Origin of the sequence: Dankookia sp. P2 (assembly GCF_050632255.1) — a bacterium.
Lineage (GTDB): Bacteria > Pseudomonadota > Alphaproteobacteria > Acetobacterales > Acetobacteraceae > Paracraurococcus.
Window position 1 is genome coordinate 885,271 of the sequence record NZ_CP192581.1, and the last position, 24,822, is coordinate 910,092.

The 24,822-nt window shown below is 72.4% G+C and carries 22 protein-coding genes and 8 pseudogenes; 14 read left to right on the forward strand and 16 right to left on the reverse strand.

What is annotated here, in order from left to right:
* Positions 1-210 precede the first annotated feature (210 nt).
* From ACQ86J_RS05255 to ACQ86J_RS05280, 6 genes and pseudogenes are all read left to right on the forward strand, one after another.
* On the forward strand, positions 211-699 hold the full coding sequence (locus ACQ86J_RS05255) for an ABC transporter permease (RefSeq protein WP_431270294.1): 489 nt from the start codon (positions 211-213) through the stop codon (positions 697-699).
* 22 nt (positions 700-721) lie between these two features.
* Complete coding sequence (locus tag ACQ86J_RS05260; protein ID WP_431270295.1) at positions 722-2,509, forward strand: ATP-binding cassette domain-containing protein; 1,788 nt, start codon at positions 722-724, stop codon at positions 2,507-2,509.
* A 64-nt stretch (positions 2,510-2,573) separates the two neighbouring features.
* Positions 2,574-2,735: pseudogene (locus ACQ86J_RS05265) on the forward strand (glutathione S-transferase N-terminal domain-containing protein); the annotation flags it as partial.
* A gap of 184 nt (positions 2,736-2,919) precedes the next feature.
* Positions 2,920-3,171 carry a glutathione S-transferase C-terminal domain-containing protein gene (locus ACQ86J_RS05270; protein ID WP_431270296.1) on the forward strand — a complete coding sequence of 84 codons (252 nt, stop codon included), beginning with the start codon at positions 2,920-2,922 and terminating at the stop codon, positions 3,169-3,171.
* Between the two features lie 235 nt (positions 3,172-3,406).
* Positions 3,407-3,894 (forward strand): annotated as a pseudogene (locus ACQ86J_RS05275) (VOC family protein).
* Between the two features lie 73 nt (positions 3,895-3,967).
* Positions 3,968-5,581, forward strand: a complete 1,614-nt coding sequence (locus ACQ86J_RS05280; RefSeq protein ID WP_431270297.1) for a peptide chain release factor 3 — start codon at positions 3,968-3,970, stop codon at positions 5,579-5,581.
* Positions 5,582-5,691: 110 nt separating this feature from the next.
* Here the strand turns inward: ACQ86J_RS05280 and ACQ86J_RS05285 are convergent, their stop codons facing one another.
* The 3 genes from ACQ86J_RS05285 to ACQ86J_RS05295 all read right to left on the reverse strand — a co-directional run bounded on the left by ACQ86J_RS05285 (position 5,692) and on the right by ACQ86J_RS05295 (position 6,699).
* Complete coding sequence (locus ACQ86J_RS05285; protein ID WP_431270298.1) at positions 5,692-5,940, reverse strand: DoxX family protein; 249 nt, start codon at positions 5,938-5,940, stop codon at positions 5,692-5,694.
* A gap of 214 nt (positions 5,941-6,154) precedes the next feature.
* Positions 6,155-6,373 carry a fasciclin domain-containing protein gene (locus tag ACQ86J_RS05290; protein WP_431270299.1) on the reverse strand — a complete coding sequence of 73 codons (219 nt, stop codon included), beginning with the start codon at positions 6,371-6,373 and terminating at the stop codon, positions 6,155-6,157.
* Positions 6,374-6,504: 131 nt separating this feature from the next.
* On the reverse strand, positions 6,505-6,699 hold the full coding sequence (locus ACQ86J_RS05295; RefSeq protein WP_431270300.1) for a hypothetical protein: 195 nt from the start codon (positions 6,697-6,699) through the stop codon (positions 6,505-6,507).
* A gap of 197 nt (positions 6,700-6,896) precedes the next feature.
* Between ACQ86J_RS05295 and ACQ86J_RS05300 the strand changes: the two genes are divergently transcribed.
* Complete coding sequence (locus tag ACQ86J_RS05300) at positions 6,897-8,021, forward strand: hypothetical protein (protein WP_431270301.1); 1,125 nt, start codon at positions 6,897-6,899, stop codon at positions 8,019-8,021.
* Here ACQ86J_RS05300 and ACQ86J_RS05305 read toward each other — a convergent pair.
* The 3 genes and pseudogenes from ACQ86J_RS05305 to ACQ86J_RS05315 all read right to left on the reverse strand — a co-directional run bounded on the left by ACQ86J_RS05305 (position 7,975) and on the right by ACQ86J_RS05315 (position 10,779).
* Positions 7,975-8,271, reverse strand: a complete 297-nt coding sequence (locus ACQ86J_RS05305; protein ID WP_431270302.1) for a hypothetical protein — start codon at positions 8,269-8,271, stop codon at positions 7,975-7,977. The two genes, ACQ86J_RS05300 and ACQ86J_RS05305, sit on opposite strands and share 47 nt — an antisense overlap.
* 11 nt (positions 8,272-8,282) lie before the next feature.
* Positions 8,283-9,573: pseudogene (locus ACQ86J_RS05310) on the reverse strand (adenylosuccinate synthase).
* A gap of 18 nt (positions 9,574-9,591) precedes the next feature.
* Positions 9,592-10,779 carry an ATP phosphoribosyltransferase regulatory subunit gene (locus ACQ86J_RS05315; protein ID WP_431270303.1) on the reverse strand — a complete coding sequence of 396 codons (1,188 nt, stop codon included), beginning with the start codon at positions 10,777-10,779 and terminating at the stop codon, positions 9,592-9,594.
* 539 nt (positions 10,780-11,318) lie between these two features.
* Here ACQ86J_RS05315 and ACQ86J_RS05320 point away from each other — a divergent pair.
* A complete protein-coding gene (locus ACQ86J_RS05320; protein WP_431272302.1) occupies positions 11,319-11,939 on the forward strand; it encodes an HAD hydrolase-like protein in 621 nt (206 codons plus the stop codon).
* 35 nt (positions 11,940-11,974) lie between these two features.
* On the opposite strand, the gene ACQ86J_RS05325 is transcribed toward ACQ86J_RS05320, so the two are convergent.
* Positions 11,975-12,661, reverse strand: coding sequence for a DUF1194 domain-containing protein (locus ACQ86J_RS05325; RefSeq protein ID WP_431270304.1), 687 nt, complete (start codon positions 12,659-12,661; stop codon positions 11,975-11,977).
* A gap of 113 nt (positions 12,662-12,774) precedes the next feature.
* Here ACQ86J_RS05325 and ACQ86J_RS05330 point away from each other — a divergent pair, with 113 nt between their 5' ends.
* The 5 genes and pseudogenes from ACQ86J_RS05330 to ACQ86J_RS05350 all read left to right on the forward strand — a co-directional run bounded on the left by ACQ86J_RS05330 (position 12,775) and on the right by ACQ86J_RS05350 (position 17,811).
* Positions 12,775-13,884, forward strand: a complete 1,110-nt coding sequence (locus ACQ86J_RS05330; protein WP_431270305.1) for an alpha/beta fold hydrolase — start codon at positions 12,775-12,777, stop codon at positions 13,882-13,884.
* Positions 13,881-14,453 carry an NAD-dependent epimerase/dehydratase family protein gene (locus tag ACQ86J_RS05335; RefSeq protein ID WP_431270306.1) on the forward strand — a complete coding sequence of 191 codons (573 nt, stop codon included), beginning with the start codon at positions 13,881-13,883 and terminating at the stop codon, positions 14,451-14,453. Before ACQ86J_RS05330 ends, ACQ86J_RS05335 begins: the two co-directional genes overlap by 4 nt.
* 60 nt (positions 14,454-14,513) lie before the next feature.
* Positions 14,514-16,575 (forward strand): annotated as a pseudogene (locus ACQ86J_RS05340) (carbon starvation CstA family protein).
* Positions 16,576-16,625: 50 nt separating this feature from the next.
* Positions 16,626-16,770 (forward strand): annotated as a pseudogene (locus ACQ86J_RS05345) (YbdD/YjiX family protein).
* 201 nt (positions 16,771-16,971) lie between these two features.
* Positions 16,972-17,811 carry an SDR family NAD(P)-dependent oxidoreductase gene (locus ACQ86J_RS05350; protein ID WP_431270307.1) on the forward strand — a complete coding sequence of 280 codons (840 nt, stop codon included), beginning with the start codon at positions 16,972-16,974 and terminating at the stop codon, positions 17,809-17,811.
* Between the two features lie 8 nt (positions 17,812-17,819).
* Here the strand turns inward: ACQ86J_RS05350 and ACQ86J_RS05355 are convergent, their stop codons facing one another.
* The 4 genes and pseudogenes from ACQ86J_RS05355 to ACQ86J_RS05370 all read right to left on the reverse strand — a co-directional run bounded on the left by ACQ86J_RS05355 (position 17,820) and on the right by ACQ86J_RS05370 (position 20,620).
* Positions 17,820-18,392 carry a tripartite tricarboxylate transporter substrate-binding protein gene (locus tag ACQ86J_RS05355; RefSeq protein WP_431272303.1) on the reverse strand — a complete coding sequence of 191 codons (573 nt, stop codon included), beginning with the start codon at positions 18,390-18,392 and terminating at the stop codon, positions 17,820-17,822.
* Between the two features lie 58 nt (positions 18,393-18,450).
* Positions 18,451-18,780: pseudogene (locus tag ACQ86J_RS05360) on the reverse strand (tripartite tricarboxylate transporter substrate-binding protein); the annotation flags it as partial.
* A 98-nt stretch (positions 18,781-18,878) separates the two neighbouring features.
* The gene (locus tag ACQ86J_RS05365) at positions 18,879-19,379 is read right to left on the reverse strand and encodes an amidohydrolase family protein (RefSeq protein ID WP_431270308.1); all 501 of its coding nucleotides are present in this window, start codon (positions 19,377-19,379) and stop codon (positions 18,879-18,881) included.
* A complete protein-coding gene (locus ACQ86J_RS05370; RefSeq protein ID WP_431270309.1) occupies positions 19,319-20,620 on the reverse strand; it encodes an N-acyl-D-amino-acid deacylase family protein in 1,302 nt (433 codons plus the stop codon). The genes ACQ86J_RS05365 and ACQ86J_RS05370 overlap by 61 nt, the downstream gene beginning before the upstream one ends.
* Before the next feature lie 183 nt (positions 20,621-20,803).
* On the opposite strand from ACQ86J_RS05370, the pseudogene ACQ86J_RS05375 reads away from it, so the two are divergent.
* Positions 20,804-21,462: pseudogene (locus tag ACQ86J_RS05375) on the forward strand (DUF924 family protein).
* Positions 21,463-21,468: 6 nt separating this feature from the next.
* Here the strand turns inward: ACQ86J_RS05375 and ACQ86J_RS05380 are convergent.
* The 5 genes and pseudogenes from ACQ86J_RS05380 to ACQ86J_RS05400 form a co-directional block, all read right to left on the reverse strand.
* Positions 21,469-21,726 carry a sensor histidine kinase gene (locus ACQ86J_RS05380; protein ID WP_431270310.1) on the reverse strand — a complete coding sequence of 86 codons (258 nt, stop codon included), beginning with the start codon at positions 21,724-21,726 and terminating at the stop codon, positions 21,469-21,471.
* A 316-nt stretch (positions 21,727-22,042) separates the two neighbouring features.
* Positions 22,043-22,183 (reverse strand): annotated as a pseudogene (locus ACQ86J_RS05385) (hypothetical protein); the annotation flags it as partial.
* A 144-nt stretch (positions 22,184-22,327) separates the two neighbouring features.
* Positions 22,328-23,080, reverse strand: a complete 753-nt coding sequence (locus ACQ86J_RS05390; protein WP_431270311.1) for a hypothetical protein — start codon at positions 23,078-23,080, stop codon at positions 22,328-22,330.
* The gene (locus tag ACQ86J_RS05395) at positions 23,007-23,615 is read right to left on the reverse strand and encodes a hypothetical protein (RefSeq protein WP_431270312.1); all 609 of its coding nucleotides are present in this window, start codon (positions 23,613-23,615) and stop codon (positions 23,007-23,009) included. Before ACQ86J_RS05395 ends, ACQ86J_RS05390 begins: the two co-directional genes overlap by 74 nt.
* Positions 23,612-24,796, reverse strand: coding sequence for an ABC transporter substrate-binding protein (locus ACQ86J_RS05400; protein WP_431270313.1), 1,185 nt, complete (start codon positions 24,794-24,796; stop codon positions 23,612-23,614). The genes ACQ86J_RS05395 and ACQ86J_RS05400 overlap by 4 nt, the downstream gene beginning before the upstream one ends.
* Positions 24,797-24,822: the final 26 nt, after the last annotated feature.

Consider the following 24,822-nt stretch of genomic DNA (forward strand, 5'->3'; position numbering starts at 1 on the left):
TCACCACCAACGGCCTGATCTGCGACCTCTTCCTGCCCGGGCCGCGCGACCTCTGGCTCGGCTTCCAGGAGCTGATGGAGGACGGCTACAAGGGCCGCACCATGGCCGAGCATCTGGGGATGAGCCTGCTGCGCGTTGGCGCCGGCTTCCTCACCGGCGCGCTCGCGGGCACGGTGCTCGGCCTCGCCATGGGCACCTCGCGCCGGCTCGATGCCGCGGCCGCGCCCTTCGTCGAGTTCCTCCGGCCCCTGCCGCAGCTTCGCCTATCTCGTGCTGCTGATCGTCTGGCTGGGCATCGGCGAGGCCAGCAAGATCACCATGCTCTTCCTCGCCGCGCTGCCGGTCGCCGCCATCGCCGCGCGCGACGGTGTCCGCAACATCCCCGCGGAGCGCATCCGCATGGCGCAGTCCCTCGGCGCCTCGCGCAGCCAGATCTTCCGCCATGTCGTGGCGCCCAGCGCTCTGCCGGAGATCCTGACCGGTGCCCGCCTCGCGCTCGGCATCGTCTACGGTACGCTGATCGCGTCCGAGATCATCGCCGGCAGCAACGGCATCGGCTGGATGATCCTCGATGCCGGGCGCTTCCTGCGCTCCGACTACGCCTTCGTCGGCATCCTGGTGATCGGCCTGACCGGCATCCTGATCGACCGGTTTCTGCTGCTGCTCGAACGCCGGGTCGTCCACTGGGCCGGCCGCTGAATCCCCGCGTGAGGAGAGAACCATGATCCAGCTCACCCGCCGTGCCGCGCTCGCCGCCGCGACGCTGCCGTTCTTCGCCATCCGCGCCCACGCCGCCCCCGCCAAGGTCAATGTCGGCTTCTTCACCGAGGCCAAGCCGACCATGATCGCCAAGGGCCAGGGCTGGTTCGCCGAGGGCGTCGGCGCGCCGATCACCTGGACCGAATACGGCAGCGGCGCCGAGATCAACACGGCGATGGTCGGCGGCTCCTGCGACATCGGCCTCGCCACCGGCTCGGTCGCCACCGCGGCCGGCATCGCCCAGGGCCTGCCCTTCCAGGTGGTCGGCCTGGTCGACAATATCGGCCCGGCCGAGGAGATGACCGTCCGCACCGCCGCCAACATCAAAACGCCCGCCGACTTCAAGGGCAAGAAGGTGGCGACGCCCTTCGGCTCGACCAGCCATTTCCGCCTGCTCGGCTTCCTCAAGACTAACGGCCTGACCCAGCGCGACGTGACGGTGCTCGACATGAAGCCGGCCGCCATCCAGGCCGCGTGGTCGAAGGGCGAGATCGACGCCGCCTATGTCTGGGCCCCGGCCAAGAGCAAGATCATCGAGGCCGGCGGCACACCCTTCATCACCTGGGACAAGCTCGACAAGGCCGGCTACGCCATCGCCGACGTCATCATCGTCCACAACGACTTCGCCAAGGCTCATCCAGACTCGGTCGTCGGCTTCCTCAAGGCCTATGGCAAGGCACTGGCGATGTGGCGCAGCAACCCGGAGGAGGCGGCGAAGCTGGTGGCGCAGCAGGCCGGCGTGACGCCCGAAACCGCCATGGCCGAGATGAAGGCCTACGACTTCGTCGACCTCGCCGCCCAGGCCGGCGAGGCCTGGCTCGGCACCCCCGGCAAGCCCGGCAAATCTCGCCGAGGTGCTGAAGGGCACCGCCGACTTCCTGGTCGAGCAGCGCTCGATCCGCTCGGCGCCCGCGGTCGGCGCCTTCGGCAGCGCGCTCAACACCACCTTCCTGCAGAAGGCGGTGGCGTGAGCGAACCGGGCTTCGTCCGCTTCGACGGGGTCTCGGTCCGCTACGGGGAGGGCGCCGGATCGGTGCTCGCCCTGGAGCGCGCCGACCTCGACTTCGCCCGTGGCGACTTCGTCTGCATCGTCGGCCCCTCCGGCTGCGGCAAGACCACGATGATGCAGACGCTCGCCGGCTTCCTGCCGCCCACCGGCGGCGCGGTCTCGCTCGCCGGCAAGCCGGTGACCGGGCCGGCGCCGGAGCGCGGCGTGGTCTTCCAGCAGCCGACGCTCTTCCCCTGGATGAGCGTCGCCGCCAATGCCGGCTTCGGCCCGCGCATGCGCGGCGAGAACCCGGCCGAGGCGAAGGCGCGCGTCGAGCGCTGGCTGCGCACCACGGGCCTCTGGGAGTTCCGCGACCGCTACCCCTACGAGCTTTCGGGCGGCATGCAGCAGCGGCTGGCGATCGCCCGCGCGCTCTGCAATGAGCCGCTCGTGCTGCTGATGGACGAGCCCTTCGGCGCCCTCGACGCGCTGACGCGCGAGCACATGCAGGAGGAGCTTGCACGCGGTGTGGCGGCGCACCGGCATGACCGTGGTCTTCATCACCCACAGCGTCGAGGAAGCGGTCTATCTCGGCACCGAGGTCGTCGTCATGTCCCCCCGCCCCGGCCGCATCGTCGAGCGCATCCCGCTGCCCTTCGCCCGCGACGAATCGGGCGCCGACATCCGCGCGGTGAAGAGCAGCCCGGACTTCATCAGGGCGCGGGAACGCGTGCTGTCGCTGATCTGGGGCATGCAGCATGACGCCTAGGTTGTCGTTTTGCCGCGGCAGGGGGAAAGTCGGGGCGTACCCGGAGGAAACGACGCCATGAAGCTCGCCTATTCGCCGAACAGCCCCTATGTCCGCAAATGCCTCGCCGCCGCGATCCTGCGGGGCATCGACGGCCAGGTCGAGCTCTGGACCATCCCCGCCGCGGATCCCGCGGTCGCTGCGCTGAACCCGCTCTCGAAGGTGCCGACGCTGATCACCGACGACGGCATGGTGCTCTACGACAGCCCGGTCATCTGCGAGTACCTCGACAGCATCGGCGGCGCGCCGAAGCTCTTCCCGGTGCCCGGCCCGGCCCGCTGGAACGCCAAGCGGCAGGAGGCCCTAGGCGACGGCATCCTCGACGCCACCCAGCCGCGCCGGCGGGAGCTGACCCTGCCGCTGGATGACGGCCGCCGCGACTACATCGCCACCCAGCAGGGCAGAGGTCACCCGCGCGCTGGACGCGCTGGAGGCCGACGCCGGCAGCCTCGGCATGCTCTCCACGATCGGCGAGGTGACGATCGCCTGCGCCCTCGGCTACCTCGACTTCCGCTATGCCAACGAGCCCTGGCGCCCCGGCCACCCGAAGCTGGAAGCCTGGTACGCCAAGGTCGCCGCGCTGCCGGCGATGGCCCGCACCGCGCCGCCTGCCTGAAGAAAAAGGCCGGGGAGAAGGTATTCTCCCCGAACCCCTCATCTATTTTTGTGAGTCGGCACCCGCCACGCGGCGAGTGCCAGGCTCACAAAAAGGAAGGGTGGGGCTTGGGGAGGGAATACTTTTCCCTCCCCAATCTTCCTCTCATTCCCCAGGCCCATACCGCCCATTGCCATTCCCGATTGGCGCCCTGCCCCGCTCCGCCGCATGCTCCGCCCACCAACGGAGCCGCCCCATGCCCGACGCCCCCATCCATCCCGAAGCCCGCATCGGCCATGTCCACCTGAAGGTCGCCGACCTCGACCGCGCCCTCGCCTTCTGGCACGGCGTCCTCGGGCTCGAGGTGACCCAGCGCGTGGGCGACCAGGCCGCCTTCCTCTCGGCCGGCGGCTACCACCACCACATCGCCCTCAATACCTGGGAGAGCGCGGGCGGCCCGCCCCGCCGCGCGGCACCACGGGCCTCTACCATGTCGCCCTGGTCTACCCCGACCGGAATGCCCTGGCCGCCGCCCTGCTGCGGGTGGTCGAGGCGGGGATCGAGCTGGAAGGCGCCTCCGACCACGGCGTTTCGGAAGCGATCTACCTGCGCGACCCCGACGGCAACGGGGTCGAGCTCTACCGCGACCGGCCACGGGTCGAATGGCCGCGCGACGCCGCGGGCAACCTTGCCATGGGCAACCGCCGCTTCGACCTGCAGGCGCTGCTGGCGGAGCTGCGCTGACCGGCTTTCCCTGGTCTTCCGGCCCCAGGGCGCCTACATCTGCGGCAACATCCCCAGATCAGAGACACCGCCCGTGGACGCCCTCGTCGCCCCGTCGCCGGTCGCCGCCGAAGCGGAACGGCGCCGGACCTTCGCCATCATTGCCCACCCGGACGCTGGCAAGACCACCCTGACGGAGAAGCTGCTGCTCAAGGGCGGCGCCATCCAATTGGCCGGCGCCGTGCGCGCCAAGGGCAACGCGCGCCGCACCCGGTCCGACTGGATGAAGATCGAGCAGGACCGCGGCATCTCGGTCGCGACCTCCGTGATGACCTTCGAGCGCGGCGGGCTGGTCTTCAACCTGCTCGACACCCCGGGCCACGAGGACTTCTCCGAGGACACCTACCGGACGCTCACCGCCGTCGACGCCGCGGTGATGGTGCTGGACGCCGCCAAGGGCATCGAGAGCCAGACCCGCAAGCTCTTCGAGGTCTGCCGGATGCGCGACATCCCGATCATCACCTTCGTCAACAAGATGGACCGCGAGGCGCGCGATCCCTTCGAGCTGATCGATGAGATCGAGCAGACCCTGGCCCTCGACGCCGCCCCGGTCGCCTGGCCGGTCGGCCGCGCCTCCGAATTCGCCGGCACCTGGGACCTGCTGGACAAGCACTTTCTGCCGGTCGATGCCGACGATGCCGGCTCCATCCCGCTCGACGACATCGACGACCCGCGGCTGGACGAGCTGGTCGGCGCCGAGCGCGCGCTCGCGCTGCGCGAGGAGGCGATGCTGGCCGAGGCCGGGCTCAAGGTCTTCGACCTCGAGGCCTTCCGCGAGGGCCACATGACCCCCGTCTTCTTCGGCAGCGCCCTCCGCGACTTCGGCGTCGGCCACCTGCTCGACGGGCTGGCGCGCTACGCCCCGCCGCCGGGGCCGCGCGCCGGCGACCCGCGCGAGGTCCAGCCGGGCGAGGACAAGCTGACCGGCTTCGTCTTCAAGGTGCAGGCCAACATGGACCCGAACCACCGGGACCGCGTCGCCTTCGTCCGGCTCTGCTCCGGCAAGCTGGTCAAGGGCATGCGCCTGAAGCAGGTCCGGACGGGCAAGCAGGTGCCGGTCAACGCGCCGCTCTTCTTCTTCGCCAAGGACCGCCAGGTCGCCGAGGAAGCCTGGCCGGGCGACGTGGTCGGCGTCGCCAACCATGGCACACTCCGCATCGGCGACACGCTGACCGAGGGCGAGGAGCTGAACTTCCGCGGCGTTCCCTCCTTCGCGCCGGAGATCCTGCGCCACGTCCAGCTCGAGGACCCGATGCTGGCGAAGAAGCTGAAGACCGCGCTCGACCAGCTGGCCGAGGAAGGCGTGGTGCAGCTCTTCCGTCCGCTCGACGGCTCATTGCCCGTGGTCGGGGTGGTCGGCCAGCTGCAGCTGGACGTGCTGCAGTCCCGCCTCAAGGTGGAATACGGCGTCCCCGCCCGCTTCCAGGATACCATGTGGTCGATGATGCGCTGGGTCACCAGCGACGACCGCACGGCGATCGATCGCTTCGCCCAGGCCAACCGGCGCGACGCCGGGGAGGACCATGACGGCGAGATCGTCGCCTTCTTCGGCTCCGACTGGCGCCGCAAGCGGGCCGAGGAGGACTGGCCCGCGCTGCGCTTCCACGCGGTACGCGAGCAGCACGGGCTGGAGCAGATGCGGCGCTGAGCACGGTTCAGGCCGGATCGCGTGCTTGCTTGGACGCGCGATCCGGCCTGTGACATTGTTTGTCGGGCAGATGCACGCCTCCGGGCGTTCGCGCCATCCCGCGATCTGCTCTATCGCCGCAGCAGCGCCGGGTCCCGCTCCGCCGGGACCGGCTCCGGCTCCTTCCTGCGGCCGATGTCGAGGGCCCAGGCCCCCGGCCCGGCCGCGACGAAGTAGAGGAAGACGAAGCAGTAGAGGATCGCCGCATCCCCGCCGTTCAGCGCCGGGAAGAAGCTGCGCGGCGCATGCGACATCCAGTAGGCGAAGGCCATCTCGCCGGCGAGGATGAAGGCGACCGGGCGGGTGAACAGCCCCAGCATCAGCAGCAGCCCGCCGACGAGCTTCCAGCACCGCGGCGCACCAGAGCAGGCTGAACATCGCCGGCAGGTTGCCGCCCATCGGCGGCCCGGGGAAGCCGAACAGCTTCTGCGTCCCGTGCTCAAGGAAGATCAACGCCGCGACGATACGCAGCACCGCGCGCATCCGCGGCGCCATGACATCCATGTCCCACATGTCCAGCTCCCCGGGTTCGGCTCAGCGCACCAGCACCTGGTCAATCTTGTGCACCACGCCGTTGCTGCAGCCGATGTCGGGCTGCACGAGATGCGCATCGGCCGGCCGCGCGCCGATGCTGAAGCCGCCCGGCCCGGGGCGCAATGCCAGCTTCCCGTCCGGCCCGGCAACGACCTCGATCGACCCGCCGCTGCGGCTGCGCAGCGACATCCCCGGCCGCAGCTGGCCGGCGGCGATCACGACCGTCGACGATATGCGCGTTCACCACGTTGGGGGCGAGCACCGGGTCCATGTCCGGCCCGCCCAGCGAGCCGCCGGCGACCGGGAAGAGCATCTGCGCCAGGTTCTCCGGCTGCCGGGCGATGCCCTGGTCAGTGACGGCGAAGACCGTGATCGGGCCGAGGCCGCGCAGCTTCTCGAGGATCCCGGTGCGCGCCATCGCCGAGGCGGCGCGCGCGAGGCTGCGGGTCGCGGGCGATGACGCTGCCGCAATCCTGCGGCTGGGCGTGCGCCACGACGGGCAGCAGCAACGCGGCCGCGAGCGCGGCGGCGATGGTTCGGATCATGCGGTCGGCTCTCCTCGGGGGCGGGGTCGTGCCGCGACAACGTCGCGCCACGGGCCGGGCTGCATGGCCGACCCGCGGAAACCACCGTGCGGGCCGGGTGTTCTGGGGACGCAACGCGGCCGGGCTATCGCGCCCGCCGCCACCCAGGACCGGCGCCGCCGCCTTTCCGGCCCGCGCGGCCCCTCAGGAGGCACTCCGTGACGCCCACCGCCGACGCCCTGCTGGCGACGCTTTCCGCCGCCGCCTACTCCGACACGCCGGTCGCCCTGCCCGCCGGCTTCACCGCGCTCGACCCCTCCAACTTCAACATGCCTCTGCAGCCCGGCGAGAGCTTCGCCAACGGCATCTTCAAGAGCGGCAACGGCGCCGCGCTGCTGAATGTCGGCTTCATCGAGGGCCAGGCGGCAATCGTGGTCTCCTTCCGCGGCAGCGACGACACGACCGACAGCCTGCAGGACCTGAACAACATCAACGCCGCCTACGCCTCCTTCGGGACGCTGGTGAAGACGGTGGACCTCGCCTCGGCCGTCTGGGGCATTCCCGTGGTGGTCACAGGCCACAGCCTCGGCGGGTCGCTGGCGCAGCTCTACATGCAGGACCACCCGAACCAGCCGGGCCAGCCGGGGCATGCCGCGGTCACCTTCGGCTCGGGCGGCGCGATCCTGCCGGCGGGGACGGATGAGCGGATCCTCAACTACGTCATCGCCGACGACCCGGCGGTCTTCATCGGCGCCCATCGCGCCGAGATCGGCGACGCATTGCGGGCCAACCCGACGCTGGCCGATGTGGTCGCCGCCCAGGTGGCCGAGGACTTCCCCGGGCTGAGCAAGGCGCAGGCGCTGGCCTCGCTGCCCAACCTGACCGTGACTACGACAACCACGGCCAGATCGCATTGCTGCCCAACCGGGACGGCACGCTCGACAGCGGCGCCGACCTCGCCAACCTGTCGCGGCTCGACGCCGCGCGGCGCACGACGTGGAACTCTACGTGACCGAGGTCGCCCAGGCCTATGCCCCGGGCCACTCGGTCATCATCCCCGAGGCGGCGAGCACCGACCCGGAGCTGCGCCTGCTGCAGGCGATCTACGACGGCTCGCACCAGGATCCCGCGGCCTCGCGGGACGTCACCGACCAGCTGCTGCGGAACTTCGGCAACAACGTCACCGGTGGGCTGGTGGACGATGCCAACGGCACCTTCAACGACGTGCGGGACGGCCTGAACGGCATCGGCCAAGACCTGCAGCTGATCTGAAGCGATCCGGGGCGGGCCGCAGCGTCAAGGCTTCGCGTAGCGGATGCCGAAGCGCGCGACGAAGTCGTTGAAGGCGTAGCGGTCCACCCGCGCCAGGCAGGGCTCGGGGTCGCCGTGGCGGAATTCGTAGACCAGCACCTCGGCGCCCGAGAGGGCGATGCGGCAGAAGCCTTCCTCCGGCTTCACCGCGCCGCCCGGGCAGGCCTCGAGGTCGAGATGCGGCACCTTCTCCTCGAAGCCCGAATAGCCGAGGAAGCAGGCCTGCTCGGCGGCCTGCGCCGCGCCGGCCAGCAGCAGCATGACGGCAAGGAGGCTGCGCATCCCGGCTCGCCTCAGCCCGCGAAGGGGTCGCGGAGGGTGATGGTGTCGTCGCGGTCCGGGCTGGTGGACAGCAGCACCACCGGCGCCTCGACCAGCTCCTCGATCCGGCGGACGTATTTCACCGCCGCCGCCGGCAGCTGGGCATAGCTGCGCGCGCCCTGGGTGCTGCCGGACCAGCCCTCCAGCACCTCGTAGACCGGCTCGGCCGCGGCCTGGGCCTCCATGGCGAAGGGCAGGCGCTTCATCACCTCCCCCTTCACCCGGTAGCCGGTGCAGATCTTCAGCTCGGTGAGCCCGTCCAGCACGTCGAGCTTGGTCAGGGCGATGCCCTGGATGCCGCCGATCTTCACGGCCTGGCGGACCATGCAGGCATCGAACCAGCCGCAGCGCCGCGGCCGTCCCGTCACCGTGCCGAACTCCCGGCCACGCTCGCCGAGCCCCTTGCCGACCGCGTCGTGCAGCTCGGTCGGGAAGGGCCCGCTGCCGACCCGCGTGCTGTAGGCCTTGGCGATGCCGAGCACCATGCCGACTGCATCCGGCCCGACCCCCGAGCCCGCCGCGGCATTGCCGGCGACGGTGTTGGAGGAGGTGACGTAGGGGTAGGTGCCGTGGTCGACGTCCAACATGACGGCCTGGGCGCCCTCGAACAGCACGCGCTTGCCGGAGTGCCGCGCCTCGTCCAGCCGCTCCCACACGGCCTCCGCGAAGGGCAGGAGCTTCGGCGCCAGGGCCAGCAGCCCGTCCAGCAGCCCCTGCTTCTCGAACTCCGGCGCGCCGAGGCCGCGCAGCAGCGAGTTGTGGTGCAGCAGCAGCTCGTCAAGCTTCCTCGACAGCGTCTCCGGCTCGGCCAGGTCGCAGAGCCGGATCGAGCGGCGGCCGACCTTGTCCTCGTAGGCCGGGCCGATGCCGCGCCCGGTGGTGCCGATCTTGTCGCCGCCGCGCGCGGCCTCCCGCGCCTTGTCGAGGGCCGGGTGCAGCGGCAGGATCAGCGGCACGTTCTCGGCGATCCGCAGGTTCTCCGGCCCGACCTTCAGCCCCTGCGCGGTGACCTTGGCGATCTCCGAGAGCAGTGCCTCGGGGTCCAGCACCACGCCGTTGCCGATCAGGCCGATCTTGCCGCGCACCACGCCGGAGGGCAGCAGGGACAGCTTGTAGGTCTCGTTCCCCACCACCAGCGTATGGCCGGCATTGTGCCCGCCCTGGAAGCGCACGACGAGGTCGGCCCGGCTGGCCAGCCAGTCCACCACCTTGCCCTTGCCCTCGTCACCCCCACTGGGCGCCGATCACGGCGACATTGGCCATGCGCCTATTCCTCTTGGCTCAGGGGACGGGTTGGCCGTCCCGGAAAACATGGGTGCAGCGCAACGCCCGCGGCGCATCGGTCGGCGAGAGCGCGCAGACGGTGGCGAAGCCTGCGGCGCGCAGCGGCGCCAGGGCGGCGTCCGGCGTGCCGAGCGGGATGAAGGCGCGCGGCATCGGCGCCGGCGCCGGCGCGGCGCGCTGCACCGCATCCGGATAGAGGCTCATCCCCGTCGCCGGCTCGTCATTGCCCGAACGATACCGCCCGCCGCGGGCCAGCTCCCCGGTGGCGCCCGGCCCGTACAGGGTGAAGGCGACGCCGACATGGTAGCGCAGCCCGCGGAACTCGACCGGGTCGAGGGTGATGCGGAGGTCCGGCGCCCGGGACCGGATGGCGGCGATGACCGCCGCCGCGTTGTCGGCGATGACCCGGGCGGCCGGCGGCAGGTCGAGCGCGGCGAGCACGGCAAGCCCGGCATCCGCCGGCCCGGCGGCCTCGAGCAACCGCGGCAGCAGCGCGGCGAGGTCCACCGCCAGGGGCGCCGCACGCCCCGCGATGGTCAGCACCCGCACCGGGTCCTTGCGGTCGATCGCCTCTTCCATCTGCCGCCGCAGCCGGCGGTCGAGCCCGCGCGCGGCCAGCGCCTCGAGCGTCATGCCGGCGGCATCCAGCAGGGTGGCGGCCATGGTGGGCAGGCTGATGTCGAGCGAGATGCCGGCGACCCCGGCCCGACCCAGCGCCTCGGCCGCGACCACCGCCACTTCGGCATCCGCCGCCGCGGCCTCGCTGCCGATCAGCTCGACGCCGACCTGGGGAAGCTGGCGTTCCGGGGCGATCTGGGTGCCGCGCACCCGCAGCACCTGCCCGGCATAGCAGAGCCGCAGCGGCCTTGCCTGGCCGCCGAGCCGGGTCGCGGCGATGCGGGCGACCTGCGGGGTGGTGTCGGCGCGCAGCCCCATCATGCGCTGGCTCACCGGGTCCATCAGCCGGAAGGTTTGCTCGGCCACGGCGGCGCCGGAGCCGGCCAGCAGGCTGGTCTCGAATTCCAGCAGGGGCGGCTTGACCCGTTCGTAGCCATGCGCGGCGAAGGCGGCCATCAGCGTCTCGACCAGCGCGGCCTCGCGCCCGGCCTCGGGCGGCAGCAGGTCCATGAGCCCTGCCGGCAGCAGGCCAGCGGGCGGCAGGTCGTCGGGCGCGTCGTCGGTCATGACGGGCCGGGTGTGGCAGGGGGGCGGGGCGGCGCAAGGGCCGGGGACGGTGCGGCGTGGCGGGTTTCGGACAAATGGGCCGGGCGGGGCGGGGTGGCGGGGGTGCCGGGCCGATCGCCATCGGCGCGGTGGATGCGGTTTTCGGACAAACCCGGCGGGTGGGCGGGGGCGCACCGCGTGGTGCCGCCACGCCAGGATGCGTGCGCAGCGGCTTTCGGACAAAGCCCGTCGGCGCGGGTGACCGGGCGCGGGCCGCGGCGCGCGAGGCCCAGGCCGCAGCGGCGGCGTGGCCGGACGGCCCATCCCCTCGCCTTCCCTGCTTCCTCCGCTCGCGCATGGCCACCCCGTCGAAACGCAAGCCCGAGCTGTATAGGAATAATGTCTTCAAGGCAAGCCATCCGGTGGGGTGACAGGCAGGGGCCGGGGCGGTATCCGCGACGGATGCCCCCGCGCCTCGTCATCTTCGACTTCGACGGGACCCTTGCGGATTCCTTCCCTGGTTCCGCTCCGTCCTGAACCAGGTCGGCGCCCGGCACGGGCTGCGCCGGGTAGCGCCGGAGGAGGTCGAGGCCCTGCGCCTGCTGCCGACCGCGGCGATCCTGCGGGCGCTCGGCGTGCGGCCCTGGACCCTGCCCGGCCTGACCCGCGACCTGCGGGCACTGAAGGCCGAGGCGGCGGCGGCCGGCACGATCCCGCTGTTTCCCGGGGTGCCGGAGATGCTCCGGGACCTGGCCGCCGCGGGCATCGGGCTGGCCATCGCCAGTTCGGATTCGGAGGCCAGCATCCGCGCCACCCTCGGCCCGGCGGGGGCGCCGGTCGGGCGGATCGCCGCCGGCGCGGCACTGTTCGGCAAGCCGGCCAAGCTGCGGCGGCTGCTGCGGGAGAGCGGGGTGCCGGCCGCGGCGGCGCTCTATGTCGGCGACGAGACGCGGGACGCCGAGGCGGCGGCCGAGGCGGGAATGGGGTTCGGCGCGGTCACCTGGGGGCTATGCCGCGCCGGAGGCGCCACGGGCGCTGCGGCCGGGGCTGGTGTTCGAGACGCCCGGGGAGATCGCCGCAAGCTTGGGGAGGGAAACCTATTCCCACCCCAAACCCCACCCTTCCTTTCTGTGAGTCTGGCTGCCGCCGCGCAGCGCGTACCGACCTCCAGAAATAGATGAGGGGTTCGGGGAGAATACCTTCTCCCCGGCCTTGCTCAGGCGATCTCCCGCACGAGCTTGGCCCGGAGTGCCCGGGCGATGTCCCGCCGGTCCTCGGCCGTCACCACGAAGGCGCCGGGCCCGCCGATCACCTCCCGCCGATAGGTCTCGGCCAGCGGCTCGCCGAAGCGGGTCACCTGCCCCGCTGCGGCAACGGCCAGGGCGTTCACCTGGATGCCGGCGGCCACCGCGTCGTCCCGCGCCGCGGCGGCGGGGCGCAGCGAGCGCAGGTCGGGCCCGTCGCCCGAGAGGTCGATCACCCGCTCCGCCGCGCGGAAGGGCGCCGCCAGCAGCATCCGCGCGCAGTGGTCGAGCGCGTCGCCTATGGCGTTCCAGGATTGCGGGCTGCGGGGTGCCGCCATCACCGCCTCGGCCAGCGCCCGGGCGCCGGCGGCATCCGCCACGCGCATGAAGTCGACCACCGTCGCGGCGCCGCCGGGCGAGCCCCATTCGACCATGGCGACGGCGATGGCGCCGCGCGGCCGGCTGGCGATGGCCGAGAGCACGCCGGGATGCGAGAGCGCCTCGGCATAGCCCTCCCGCTGCAGGCGGAACTCGTCGGCATCGATGGAGCCGGAGGCATCGACGGCGAGGACGAGGAGGGTATCGACCTCCGGCGCCTGGGCGAGCGCCGGCGCGGCGGCGAGCGCTCCCGGCAGGGCAAGGATGCTGCGGCGATGCATGAGGCCCCCGACTGTCGTTGCGGAGAAAGATGGGCCACGGCGCGCCGGCGCCAAGGCTTGGCGGCGCGGGACGCGCGGGGCATCGTCCGGCCGAGGATCGGGAAGGAAACGCGATGTCGAGCATGCATGTCGACGGCTACGAGCTGAGCTACGCCGAGAGCGGCGCGGGCGAGCCGGTGGTGCTGGTGCACGGGACGCTCGGCGACCAGCGCTACTGGGCGCCGCAGATGGCGAGCTTCGGCAAGCACTACCGCACGCTGGCGCTGTCGATGCGGCATTGCTGGCCGGGCACCTGGCCCGACCAGGGCGGCGACTTCACCATCGACCGGCACGTGGCGGACGTGGCGGCCTTCATCCGCGGCCTCGGCGCCGGGCCGGTGCGGCTGGTCGGGCATTCGCGCGGCGGCCACATCGCCTTCCGCGTCGCCGAGCGCCACCCGGAGCTGGTCCGCGCCCTGGTCCTGGCCGAGCCGGGCGGCGAGCTGGACGAGAGCCTGGGCGGCAAGCCCGCCGCCGCCGGCCAGGCCGGCGCCTCTCGCCGAGGGCGCGGCACTGATCGAGGCGGGCGACACCGAGGGCGGGCTGCGGCGGATCGCCGAGCATACCGGCGGTCCCGGCGCCTGGGAAAAGCGCAGCGCCGACCGCAAGCAGATGAACCGCGACAATGCCCGCACCCTGCTGGGACAGCGGCACGAACGGCGCAGCCCCTATTCGCGCGCGGCGGCGGAGCGGATCGCGGCGCCGACCTTGCTGGTGGTCGGCGGCCAGACCCTGCCGAATTCCGTGGCCAACGCGGATGCGCTGGAGCGGCACATCAAGGGCTGCGAGCGGGTGACCATCCCGCGCGCCGCGCATGCGATGAGCCAAGACAACCCGGCCGATTTCGACGCCGCGGTGCTGGCCTTCCTGGAGCGGCACTGATGCCGGGCAGCGTCCTCGTCACCGGCGGCAGCGGCAAGGCCGGCCGGGCGATCATCCGCGAGCTGCTGGCGCATGGCCATGCGGTGATGAACGTGGACACCGCGCCGCCGGCCGAGCCGCTCTGCCACTTCATGAAGGCCGACCTGAACGATTTCGGCGAGGCGGTGGAATGCGTGCAGCGGATGGCCGGCACCCTCGACCGCCGGCGCGACCCGCTGGCGAAGCCCTTCGCGGTGGTCCACATGGCCGGCATCCCGGCGCCCGGCCTGGCGCCGGATGCGACGACTGTGGGAACAACATGATGACCACCTACAACATCTTCTCCGCCGCCACGCTGGCGGGGGTGGAGCGGGTGGTCTGGGCGTCGTCGGAGACCACCTACGGCCTGCCGCTGACCCGCAACCCGCCGCTCTTCGCCCCGGTGACGGAGGAGCACCCTCTGGTGCCGGAAAGCGGCTATGCGCTGGCCAAGGTGCTGTGCGAGCGGATGGCGGAGGAGATGCACCGCTGGAACCCCGGCACGCGCTTCACCGCCTTCCGCATCTCCAACATCCTGGAAGCGCCGGACTACGCGCTGATCCCCGGCTACCAGGACGACGCGACGCTCCGGCGCTGGAACATGTGGTCCTGGGTGGACGCGCGGGACGTGGCGCAGGCGGTGCGGCTGGCGCTGGCGGCGGATGTCGCGGGCTGCGACGCCTTCACCATCGCCGCCGCCGACACGATCATGCGCCGGCCGAGCCGCGACCTGATGGCGGAGCATTTCCCCGGCGTGCCGATCCGCGGCGCGCTGGCCGAGCACGGCACGCTGCTGAGCATCGAGAAGGCCAGGCGCGCGCTGGGCTATCAGCCGAAGCATAGCTGGCGGTAGCAACCTGCCGCCTCGCGGCGCGCTTCCCCGCCGGAGTAGAAGCGGCAGGGAGGCGGGCGCATGCAAGGAATCCTCGGGCGGCACCTGCCCTGGGTGCTGATCGGCCTGATCGGCGCCGCCGCGCTGGCGATCATCGCCACCGCCCGCGGCGAGCCGGTGGGGGCCATCTGGGTCGTCGCCGCCGCCGTTTCCGTCTACCTGATAGCCTATCGCTACTATGCGCGCTTCATCGCCCGCCGGGTCATGCGGCTCGACCCGAAGCGGCCGACGCCGGCGGTGCGGCGGAACGACGGGCTCGACTACGTGCCGACCGACCGCACCGTGCTGTTCGGCCACCACTTCGCCGCCATCGCCGGGGCCGGGCCGCTGGTCGGGCCGGTGCTGGCGGCGCAGATGGGCTACCTGCCGGGGATGCTGTGGATCCTGGCCGGCGTGGTGCTGGCCGGCGCGGTGCAGGACAGCATGGTGCTGTTCGTCTCCATGCGGCGGGACGGGCGCAGCCTCGGCGAGCTGATCCGGGCCGAGCTCGGGCCGGTGCCCGGCGTCATCGCGCTGTTCGGCACCTTCATGATCATGGTGATCATCCTCGCGGTGCTGGCGCTGATCGTGGTGAAGGCGCTGGCCGAGAGCCCTGGGGCAGCTTCACCGTCGCCGCCACCATCCCGATCGCGCTGCTGATGGGGCTCTATCTCCGCTTCCTCCGGCCCGGCGCGATCGGCGAGGTCTCGGTGATCGGCTTCGTGCTGCTGATGCTGGCGATCCTCGGCGGCCAATGGGTGGCGGCCGATCCCGCCTGGGCGGCGGCCTTCACCTTCACCGGCACGCAGCTCTGCTGGCTGCTGATCGGCTATGGCTTCGTCGCCTCCATCCTGCCGGTCTGGCTGCTGCTGGCGCCGCGCGACTATCTCTCGACCTTCCTCAAGATCGGCACGATCGCGGGCCTGGCCATCGGCATCCTGGTGGTGCTGCCGGAGCTGCGCATGCCGGCGGTGACCCGCTTCGTGGATGGCTCGGGCCCGGTCTGGTCGGGCTCGCTGTTTCCCTTCCTCTTCATCACCATCGCCTGCGGCGCCGTCTCCGGCTTCCATGCGCTGATCTCCTCCGGCACCACGCCGAAGCTGATCGACAGCGAGGCCAACGTGCCGCTGATCGGCTATGGCGGCATGCTGATGGAGAGCTTCGTCGCCATCATGGCGCTGGTCGCCGCAAGCGTGATCGAGCCGGGCGTCTACTTCACCATGAACAGCCCGGGCGCGGTGATCGGCGGCACGGCCGAGAGCGCCGCCACCGCCGTCACCGCCATGGGATTCCCATAGGCGCCGCCGAGATCACCCAGGCGGCCGCGGATGCGGGCGAGCACAGCATCATCTCCCGCGCCGGCGGGGCGCCGACTCTCGCGGTCGGCATGGCGCACATCTTCCACCAGGTCGTCGGCGGCAAGGCGATGATGGCCTTCTGGTACCACTTCGCCATCCTGTTCGAGGCGCTGTTCATCCTGACTGCGGTCGATGCCGGGACGCGGGCCGGGCGCTTCATGCTGCAGGACCTGCTGGGCGTCTTCGTCCCCGCCATGCAGGACACCGCCAACTGGGCCTCTGGCGTCGTCGCCACCGCGCTCTGCGTCGCCGCCTGGGGGTTCTTTCTCTACCAGGGCGTGACCGATCCGCTCGGCGGGGTGAACACGCTCTGGCCGCTCTTCGGCGTCGCCAACCAGATGCTGGCGGCCGTCGCGCTGACGCTCTGCACCGTCGTCATCTTCCGGATGAAGCGAGAGCGCTATGCCTGGGTGACCATCCTGCCGACCATTTGGCTGGTCGCCTGCACGCTGACCGCGGGGCTGCAGAAGATCCTCTCGGCCGATCCGCGCGTCGGCTTCCTGACCCATGCCAGCCGCTATGCCGAGGCCGCCGACCGTGGCGAGCTGCTGGCGCCGGCGAAGACCATGGAGCAGATGCGGCAGATCGTCTTCAACGACCGGGTGGATGCGGCGCTGGCCGCGCTCTTCGTCGGCGTGGTGGTCGCCATCTTGGCCTTCGGCATCAAATCCTGCCTCGAGGCCTGGCGGGCCGAGCGCTGGACCGCGCAGGAGGTCGGCGGCACCGGCCGGGTGGCGGCGGAATGAGCACGCAGCGCCCCGCCTGGCTGCGCTGCCTCTGCGACACCGCCCGGCTGATGGTGGGGCAGCCGAGCTACGACGCCTATGTGGAGCACCTGGCGGCTGCACCCGGACCGGGTGCCGATGACCCGCGCGGAGTTCTTCCGCGACCGCGAGGCCGCGCGCTACGGCGGTGGCTCGCGGGGATCCCGCTGCTGCTGAGGCAAGGTTGGGGAGGGAAACAGGTGTTCCCTCCCCAAGCCCCTCCCTTCCCTTTTGTGAGTCGGGCATTCGCCGCGCGGCGGCTGCCAGCCTCACAAAGATAGATGAGGGGTCCGGGGAGAATACTTTCTCCCCGGCCTTGAGGCCCGCACCCGCCAGCGGCAGTCTCTCCCCACACGCGGGAGGACACGAAACATGCGCATGCAGGACAAGGTCGCCGTCATCACCGGCGGCGCCTCGGGCCTCGGCAAGCGGACGGCGGAGCGCGTCCTCGAGGAAGGTGGCCGCGTTGTCCTCGCCGACATCCAGGACGCTGCGGGGCTGCGCCTCGCCGAGCAGCTCGGCCAGGCCGCGCGCTACATCCATTGCGACGTGACGCAGGAGGCCGACATCGCCGCCGCCGTGGCGCTGGCGGACAGCACCTGGGGCCGGCTCGACCTGATGTTCAACAATGCCGGCCGCCCCGGCGATCCCAACCCGGTCGAGACCATGCCGGCCGAGGCCTGGGACGCCACCTTCGCCATCCTGGTCCGCTCCGTCATGCTCGGCATCAAGCACGCGGTGCCGGTGATGCGGCGCCAGGGCGGCGGCGCCATCGTCAACACCGCCAGCATCGCCGGGTTGGTGCCGGGCTCGACCGCGACCGCCTATTCCGTCGCCAAGAGCGCCGTCATCCAGCTGACCAAATGCGCCGCGCTGGAAGTGGCGCAATACGGCATCCGGGTGAACTGCATCTGCCCCGGCGTCATCGCCACGCCGATCTTCGGCCGCTCGGCGGGGGTGCCGAGCCAGCTCGACGCGCGGGTGGCGGAGACCGCGGCGGCGAACATGGCGGGCTTCCAGCCGCTGCCGCGCACCGGTCGGCCGGACGACATCGCCGAGGGCGTGCTCTACCTCGCCGATGACCGCGCCGGCTTCGTCACCGGCGTGGCGCTGACCATCGATGGCGGCTTGTCCGCGGGCATGACGCCCGAGCAGCGCCAGCGGATCTGGGCGCCGCTGCGCGAGGCGGTGGGGGCGCTCGCCAGCGGGACGGAGTAGCGGGTTCGCTACCGGCCGGGGGCGATGCCTGCCTCGGCGATCACCTTCGCCCATTTCGGCAGGTCGCGGGCGATCATGGCGTGCATCGCCTCCGGCGTCGTGCCCATGGGCTCGAGGCCCAGCTGGGCGAAGCGGGCCTGCTGCTCGGCATCGGCCAGCACCCGCATCGCTTCGGCCCGCACCTTGTCGATGATGGCGCGCGGCGTGCCCGTAGGCGCCATCAACCCGAACCAGGACAGCGCCTCGAAGCCCGGGAAGCCCTGCTCGGCGACGGTGGGCAGGTCCGGCAGCGCGGCGGTGCGCGCGAGGGAGCTGACGGCGATGCCGCGCAGCTGGCCCTCCTTGACGAAGGGGATGGAGGCGCCGGCATTCTGCACGCCGAGCGGCAGCACGCCGTTCATCACATCCGACAGGTTGGCGCCGCGATAGGGGACGTGTTCCATGCGGATGCCGGCCTGGCGCGACAGCATCTCCACCGCAATGTGCTGCGGCGTGCCGACGCCGGGGGTGCCGTAGGCGAGCCCGCCCGGCTTCGCCTTCGCGGCGGCGATGACATCGGCCAGGCTGCGGAAGGGCGAGATCCTTCCCCACGATGAAGACCGAGGCCATGCCGAGCGTCGCGCAGATGCTGTCGAGGTCGCGCAGCGGGTCGAAGCCGACCTGCTGCAGCGTCGGCACGATGGTGATGGCGCCGTTGCCCGCCCACATCAGCGAGTAGCCGTCGGGCGGGGATTTCGCCACGCGGTCGACGCCGATCGCGCCGCCCTGGCCGGGGATGTTCTCGACCACCACCGGCTGGCCCCAGGCCTGGGAAAAGGCCTGGGCGAAGATCTGGCCGGTGATGTCGGTGGAGGAGCCGGCGGTGAAGCCGACGACGAGTCGCACGGGTCGCACCGGCCAGGCCTGGGCGCGGGCGGGCGCGGCGAGTAGCGCGGCGGCGGCCAGCAGGCCGCGGCGCGGGATGGTCATGGCGCTTCTCCCAGCTCATCTCCTTGGAAGAAGCCTACTGACGTCACGCCAGCGGACTCAAGGGTTCCAAGGGCCTTGCGGCCCTTGGCGGATGGGTTTCAGGGAAGGCAGGGCCCTCCCTGACCTTTACTGCGCCCGCACCAGCCTGCCCGGCCGCGCCCCCGTCTCCACCCCTTCTCGAAGATCGGCACGCCCGAGCAGAGGGTCATGTCGTAGCCGTCCACCCGCTGCACCAGCCGCCGCCCGCCGGCCGGCAGGTCGTAGATCATCTCCGGGTGGTGCGGCGCCAGGGCGTCGAAGTCGATGACGTTGACATCGGCCTTCTTGCCCACCGCCAGCCTTCCGCGGTCGTGGAAGCCGAAGAAGTCGGCGGTCTCCGAGGTCTGCCGCTTGATGACGAATTCCAGCGGCAGGCGCGGCCCGCGCGCGCGGTCGCGCACCCAGTGGGTCAGCATGGTGGTGTTGAGCGAGGCGTCGCAGATCACCCCGCAATGCGCCCCGCCATCCGACAGGCCGAGCACGGTGTGCGGGTCCATGATCATCTCCCGCACCACCTCCAGGTCGCCATGGACGTAGTTGGTGACGGGGAAGTACAGCATCCGCCCGCCATCGCCCCCGTGAGGAAGTCGTAGCAGTATTCCTGCGGGGTCTGCCCGGCCTTGGCCGCCAGCGCCGCGATGCTGCGCTCCGGCGGCGGCTCGTAATCCGGCTTGCCGCCGAGGTCGTACATGCGGTCCCAGCGCGTGGCGATCTGCCGCGACAGCGGCGGCAGCACCTCGAGCAGCCGGGGCGAGGCTTCCTCCGACAGGATCTGCGCCCGCACCGCCGGGTCGCGCAGCCGCGCCAGCTGCTCGGCCGGGGAGAGGCGGGCCAGCTCGGCGAAGCTTTCCCGCAGGGCGAAGGGGTTGAGCGAGGTGGTGAGGCCGAGGATCAGCCCGACCGGCCGGCCGGCGACCTGGGCCGAGAGCGGCAGGCCCTGCGCCCGCGCGGCGCGGACGCCGTCCATCAGCCGGCGCCAGCGCTGCGGGTCATAGCTGCGGTCGGTCAGCAGGAACCAGACCGGCCGCTTCGAATCCTTCGCCACCTGGTTCATCCAGGCGAAGTCGGCCGCCTCGTCCTCGAAGTCGGAGAGCATGCCGAAGGCGCCGCGCCCGGCCCTCCCCATCGCGCGGCCGATGGCGATCAGCTCCTCGTGGTCGGCGTAGCGCCCGGGGACGAGGTCGCCGGCCGGGGTCTTGTGCTGGTCGGTGCGGGAAGTGGTGAAGCCGAAGGCGCCGGCGCGCAGCGCCTCCTCGGTCAGCCGCGCCATGAGGTCGATGTCCTCGGGGGTGGCCAGCTCGCGGGCGATGGCGCGCTCGCCCATCGCGTAGACGCGCAGGGGGTGGTGGGCGATCTGCGCGGCGACGTCGATGGTGCGCGGCAGGCGGGACAGGGCGTCGAGGTATTCGGGGAAGCTCTCCCAGTCCCATTTCAGCCCCTCGGCCAGCGCGATGCCGGGGATGTCCTCGACGCCTTCCATCAGGTCGATCAGCGCCTGGTGGTGCGCCTTCCGGACCGGGGCGAAGCCGACGCCGCAATTGCCGAACATGATGGTGGTGGCGCCATGCCAGGAGGAGGGCGCGAGCACCGGGTCCCAGGTCGCCTGGCCGTCGTAATGGGTATGCACGTCCACCCAGCCGGGGGTGACCAGCCGGCCTTCGGCCTGGATCTCGCGCCTGGCCGGCCCGGCCTTGCCGCCGACCTGGGCGATGCGGTCGCCGTCCAGCGCCACGTCGCCCTGGAAGGCGGGCGCGCCGGTGCCATCGACGATGGTGCCCCCGCGGATCACGACGTCATGCATTGGCCGGCTCTCCTGCTTCCTTGGTCGGACGACCGAGTGTGCCGGTGCGCGCGGCGGGCCGCAATGCCGCGGCAGTCTGCCGCATGCAGCTCGCGAAAAGCGGCATGTGCGTTGGAACACAGACGGCCGGGCGGAGCCCCCGCAGCCTCCAGGCTTACCCATCGCCATCCGGGGTGTTCAGTGATGCAGCCGCATGACCCGATCCGCCAGGTGCTCGACACCTGGTTCCCGCCCGGGCTGGACCAGGCCGATACCGCGACGCATCACCGCGCCTTCGAAGCCTGGTTCGGCGGCGAGGCCCCGGCGCTGCCCGCGGCGCTGGCCGAGGCGGCGCTGGCCGGTCACCTCGACGCCTGGGCCGGCACGGCGGCAGGCCGCCTCGCTTTGATCCTGCTGCTCGACCAGGCGCCGCGCGGCCGCTTCGCCGGCACGCCGCGGGCCTATGCCGGCGACCCGGACGCGCTGCAACTCGCCGAGGAGGGCCTGCGGAACGGCCAGTACGATGCGCTCGAGCATCCCTGGGAGCGAACCTTCTTCATCCTCCCCTCGCCCATGCCGAAGGCCCGGACCTGCGGGAGCGGCTGATCCGGGTCTGCGCCATGGCGGAATCCCTGGCCTGCTCGGCGCGGGAGGACCTGCGGCCGCTCTATCGCTTCTCCGCCGACCAGGCGCGCGGTCACCGGGCGGTGATCGCCCGCTTCGGCCGCTACCCGCACCGCAACGCCATCCTCGGCCGGTCCTCGGGCGCCGAGGAGCTGGCCTATCTCGCCAGCGGCGAGCTGGTGCACCGCCGGCGGCCGCCGATCGCGGTGCGGCTCGGCCTGCAGCCGGCGGGGGGCTGAGCCGCCTCAGGCCGCCGGGGCCACCGCCGGCGGGCCGGGCGCCGGCAGCGTCTCCGCCCGCTGGAAGCTCAGGCGGAATCCCGCCCCGCCCTCCGGCAGGTTCGCCGCCTCGATCGAGCCGCCGAAGGACCGCATGGTGCCGTGGCAGATCGACAGGCCGAGCCCGGTCCCCTTGCCCGATTCCTTGGTGGTGAAGAAGGGCTCGAAGATCCGCTCCAGCACCTCGGGCGGGATGCCGGGGCCGGTATCGCGCAGCCGCAGCACCACCGCCCCCCGGCCCGGCGGCGGCGGAGATCCGTACCTGAGCGCCCGTCGGCGCCGGGTCGCCCATGGCATCCCGGGCATTGATCAGCAGGTTGACCAGGATCTGCTCCAGCGGGATCAGCCCGGCGCGGATCGGCGGCAGGTCGGCCGGCAGCGCGACCTCGACCGCGACGCCGGAGGAGCGCAGCGGCCCGGCGACCAGGGTCAGCGCCCCCTGCACCGCCTGGGCCAGCGCCACCGCTTCCAGCGCCGCCTGCTCCTCCCGCCGGGCGAAGATCCGCAGATGGTCGACGATGCCGCGGGCCCTTGCGGCCTGGGCGACGATGCGGTCGAGGCGGCCGAGCGCGCCGCTGACCGCCGCATCGCCCTTGCCGCGCAGCGACCGCGCGGCATTCTCCGCCGCCAGCGACATGACCGCGAGCGGCTGGCTGAGCTCGTGCGCCAGGCCGGTCGCCATCTCCCCCAGCAGGGCGAGCTTGCCGGCGGCGACCGCCTGCGCCTGGAAGCCGCGCTCGAGGCTGCAGTCGATCAGCGTGCCGACCACCTCGACCGCCCCCGGCCTCCGCCCGGCCGAGCGCGCGCGACCGCTCGCGCAGCCAGATCAGGCGGCCGTCCACGCAGCGCAGGTGGAATTCGGAGATGCCCTCCCCGCCCTCGTGAACCCCCTGCAGGAAGCCGGGCAGGCTGCCCGGCGCGGGGCCGCCCGGGGCCGGCGCGTCGGGCACGATCCGCGCGGCCCAGTCGGTGTCGCGGCGCAGCGCCTCGACCGGCCAGCCGGAGATCCGGCTGATGCTCGGGCTGAGGTAGTCGAGCTCGAAGCGCCCCCGGCATCGACCCGGGCGCGGAAGACCGCGACCGGCAGCCCCTCCAGCATCCGTTCCGTGTAGCGCACCGCCTCGGCCTGGGCAGCGTCGCGGGCGCGGAAGGCGGCGGCGAGGGCCTCGGCCAGGCCGGCGATCTCCTGCACCTCCTGCAGCCCGCCGAGGTCGGGCACGCCGCCGGCCCGGAACTCCGCGCTGGCCTGCACCAGCGCGGCGATCGGCGCGGTCAGCATCCGGGCCATCCACCGCGCCGCCAGCAGCGCCAGCAGCAGGGCGCAGAGGATGGCGCCCAGCATCACCAGGATGATGGAGCGCGAATGCGCGGCGAACCAGCCGAGCCGCGGCCGCAGCTCGAGCCGCAGCACCGCCGGTGCGTCGGCCAGCGCCAGGGTCAGCGACACGCCCGCCTCGGGGTCGCCGAAGAGCGGCGCGGCCGGGGTGGCGAAGACCGGCTTGCCGTCATGCAGCACGGTCAGGTGGTAGTCCTCGGTCATCCCCCGCGCCGCATCGGCGATGAGCATCCGCAGCGGCATCCGCCCCTCCAGCCCGCCGATCAGCCGCTGGTTGGCAAAGAAGCGAGATCGGCGCGGTGACCGAGAAGGCGTCCTCCCGCACCAGGCTCGCGGTGTCCTGCGGCAGGGCGAGGACGGGCGGCGGCACGGGCACCTCCGCCGCGGTGTCGAGCAGCAGCCGGCCGCGATAGTCGAAGAGCCGGAGCCGCGAGGCGGTGGCCGCCGCCCGCTGCTGCAGGAAGGGCCCGAGATAGGTCTGCCGCCCGGCGCTGTCGGTCAGCCCGGTGCCGAGGATGGGCGCCGCGGCGAGGCCGGCGATGTCGGCGACATAGGCCTCGACCCGCTGGCGCAGGTTGCGCTCGATCTGCGCGGCGACGAAGCCGGCCTTGCGCTGCTCCAGCCTGACGCCGCTGGCGACCGAGAGGATGACGAAGGGCACCGCGGTCATCAGCACCGCCGCGGCGGCGACCAGCATGATGTCGCGGCGGATCCGGCGCTCGAGCCGTTCGGGCGGCCGCACCGCCTCGGGCCCCGGCATCCCGGGCAGCGGCGTCATGCGACCGGCAGCAGGGCACCCGCCTCCGTGTAGCGGGCGAAGAGGATCTGCTCGGGGCCGAGCGCCTCGTGCCGCGCCGCGGTGAAGGCCGGGTCGTAGTCGCGGACCGCCCCGGCGAAGCGCGGCAGCGCCTCCAGCGCATCCCGCAGGGCGGCGCGGTCGCCGCCGCCGACGCGGTGCAGCGCCAGGCCGAGCAGGCGCATCAGGTCATGGCCCTGGGCGACGCCGACCGGGCTCTCGACGCGCGCCGCCGCCACGCCGTTCCGGCGCCGCTGGACCTCGGCCAGCAGGCTGGCGGCCTCCGGCCTGGCATTGCCGACGAAGCTGAAGGTCTGGATGACGCTGAGGTCGACCGCCGCCAGCGCCGGCCCGGCCAAGGCGGGGAATTGCCCGCCGGAGATGCCCCAGTGGCTGATCACCGGCAGCCGCTCCGCCGCCGGCAGCGCGGCGAGCTCGCGCACCAGGACGGCGCCCTCGGTCTCGTTGGCGATCAGGATGATCGCCTCCGCGCCCGCCCGGCGCAGTTCCTGGTAGCGGGCGACCAGGCTCTTCTCGCCCCAATGAAACCAGCGGGCGCCGACGATGGCGGCGCCGCCGACCGCGGCCGCCAGCGTCAGCGCCTGCTCGTTGCTGCGGCCCCAGGCGGTGGTCGGCAGCAGCAGGCCGAGCCTGGTCGCGCCATGCTGTCGCCGCGCCTCGGCGACGAAAGCCGGGGCGGCCCAGGAATCCCGGAGCGAGAGGCGGAAGCTCCAGCCCAGGTCCCGGCCGGGCGCGACGATGCCATCGGCCGAGCCCCATGGGCTCAGCAGGAGCAGGCCGCGCGCCGCGGCATGCGGGACCAGCTCGATCTGGACGGGGCTGAACTTGCCGCCGAAGACCGCGATGACTGCCGGGTCGTCCGCGGCGGCCAGGAAATTGTCCACCGCGATCGCGGCGATGGCGCCGTTGTCGCTCGGCCGCACTTCCAGCATCGGGGCGCCGGGCGGGCGGGCGGCATTGATGGCGTCGCAGGCGATCCGCACGCCGAGCTCGACCGCCTGGGCGGAGGTGCTGGAGGGGTAGCCGTACTCGGCCTCCACCACCACGACGAGCGGGCCCGGGGCGGCGGCGGCGCGGCGCATCCAGGGCAAGGCGAGGGCGGCGGCCGTGCCCTGGGCGAGGTCCCGGCGTGTGACGGGCATGGTGATGCGTACTTTCCGCAGCTTGG

What these genes read in the sequence shown, in the direction of transcription:
- ACQ86J_RS05255 (WP_431270294.1), top strand. Translation starts at nt 211, where the DNA reads ATGCCGCGGCCGCGCCCTTCGTCGAGTTCCTCCGGCCCCTGCCGCAGC.
- ACQ86J_RS05400 (WP_431270313.1), bottom strand. Translation starts at nt 24,796, where the DNA reads ATGCCCGTCACACGCCGGGACCTCGCCCAGGGCACGGCCGCCGCCCTC.
- ACQ86J_RS05370 (WP_431270309.1), bottom strand. Translation starts at nt 20,620, where the DNA reads ATGCATGACGTCGTGATCCGCGGGGGCACCATCGTCGATGGCACCGGC.
- ACQ86J_RS05315 (WP_431270303.1), bottom strand. Translation starts at nt 10,779, where the DNA reads ATGACCGACGACGCGCCCGACGACCTGCCGCCCGCTGGCCTGCTGCCG.
- ACQ86J_RS05350 (WP_431270307.1), top strand. Translation starts at nt 16,972, where the DNA reads ATGCAGGACAAGGTCGCCGTCATCACCGGCGGCGCCTCGGGCCTCGGC.
- ACQ86J_RS05395 (WP_431270312.1), bottom strand. Translation starts at nt 23,615, where the DNA reads ATGACGCCGCTGCCCGGGATGCCGGGGCCCGAGGCGGTGCGGCCGCCC.
- ACQ86J_RS05335 (WP_431270306.1), top strand. Translation starts at nt 13,881, where the DNA reads ATGATGACCACCTACAACATCTTCTCCGCCGCCACGCTGGCGGGGGTG.
- ACQ86J_RS05295 (WP_431270300.1), bottom strand. Translation starts at nt 6,699, where the DNA reads ATGATCCGAACCATCGCCGCCGCGCTCGCGGCCGCGTTGCTGCTGCCC.
- ACQ86J_RS05270 (WP_431270296.1), top strand. Translation starts at nt 2,920, where the DNA reads ATGACGGCCGCCGCGACTACATCGCCACCCAGCAGGGCAGAGGTCACC.
- ACQ86J_RS05285 (WP_431270298.1), bottom strand. Translation starts at nt 5,940, where the DNA reads ATGCTGGGGCTGTTCACCCGCCCGGTCGCCTTCATCCTCGCCGGCGAG.
- ACQ86J_RS05330 (WP_431270305.1), top strand. Translation starts at nt 12,775, where the DNA reads ATGTCGAGCATGCATGTCGACGGCTACGAGCTGAGCTACGCCGAGAGC.
- ACQ86J_RS05260 (WP_431270295.1), top strand. Translation starts at nt 722, where the DNA reads ATGATCCAGCTCACCCGCCGTGCCGCGCTCGCCGCCGCGACGCTGCCG.
- ACQ86J_RS05365 (WP_431270308.1), bottom strand. Translation starts at nt 19,379, where the DNA reads ATGCTGTACTTCCCCGTCACCAACTACGTCCATGGCGACCTGGAGGTG.
- ACQ86J_RS05325 (WP_431270304.1), bottom strand. Translation starts at nt 12,661, where the DNA reads ATGCATCGCCGCAGCATCCTTGCCCTGCCGGGAGCGCTCGCCGCCGCG.
- ACQ86J_RS05305 (WP_431270302.1), bottom strand. Translation starts at nt 8,271, where the DNA reads ATGCGCAGCCTCCTTGCCGTCATGCTGCTGCTGGCCGGCGCGGCGCAG.
- ACQ86J_RS05390 (WP_431270311.1), bottom strand. Translation starts at nt 23,080, where the DNA reads ATGCCGCTGCGGATGCTCATCGCCGATGCGGCGCGGGGGATGACCGAG.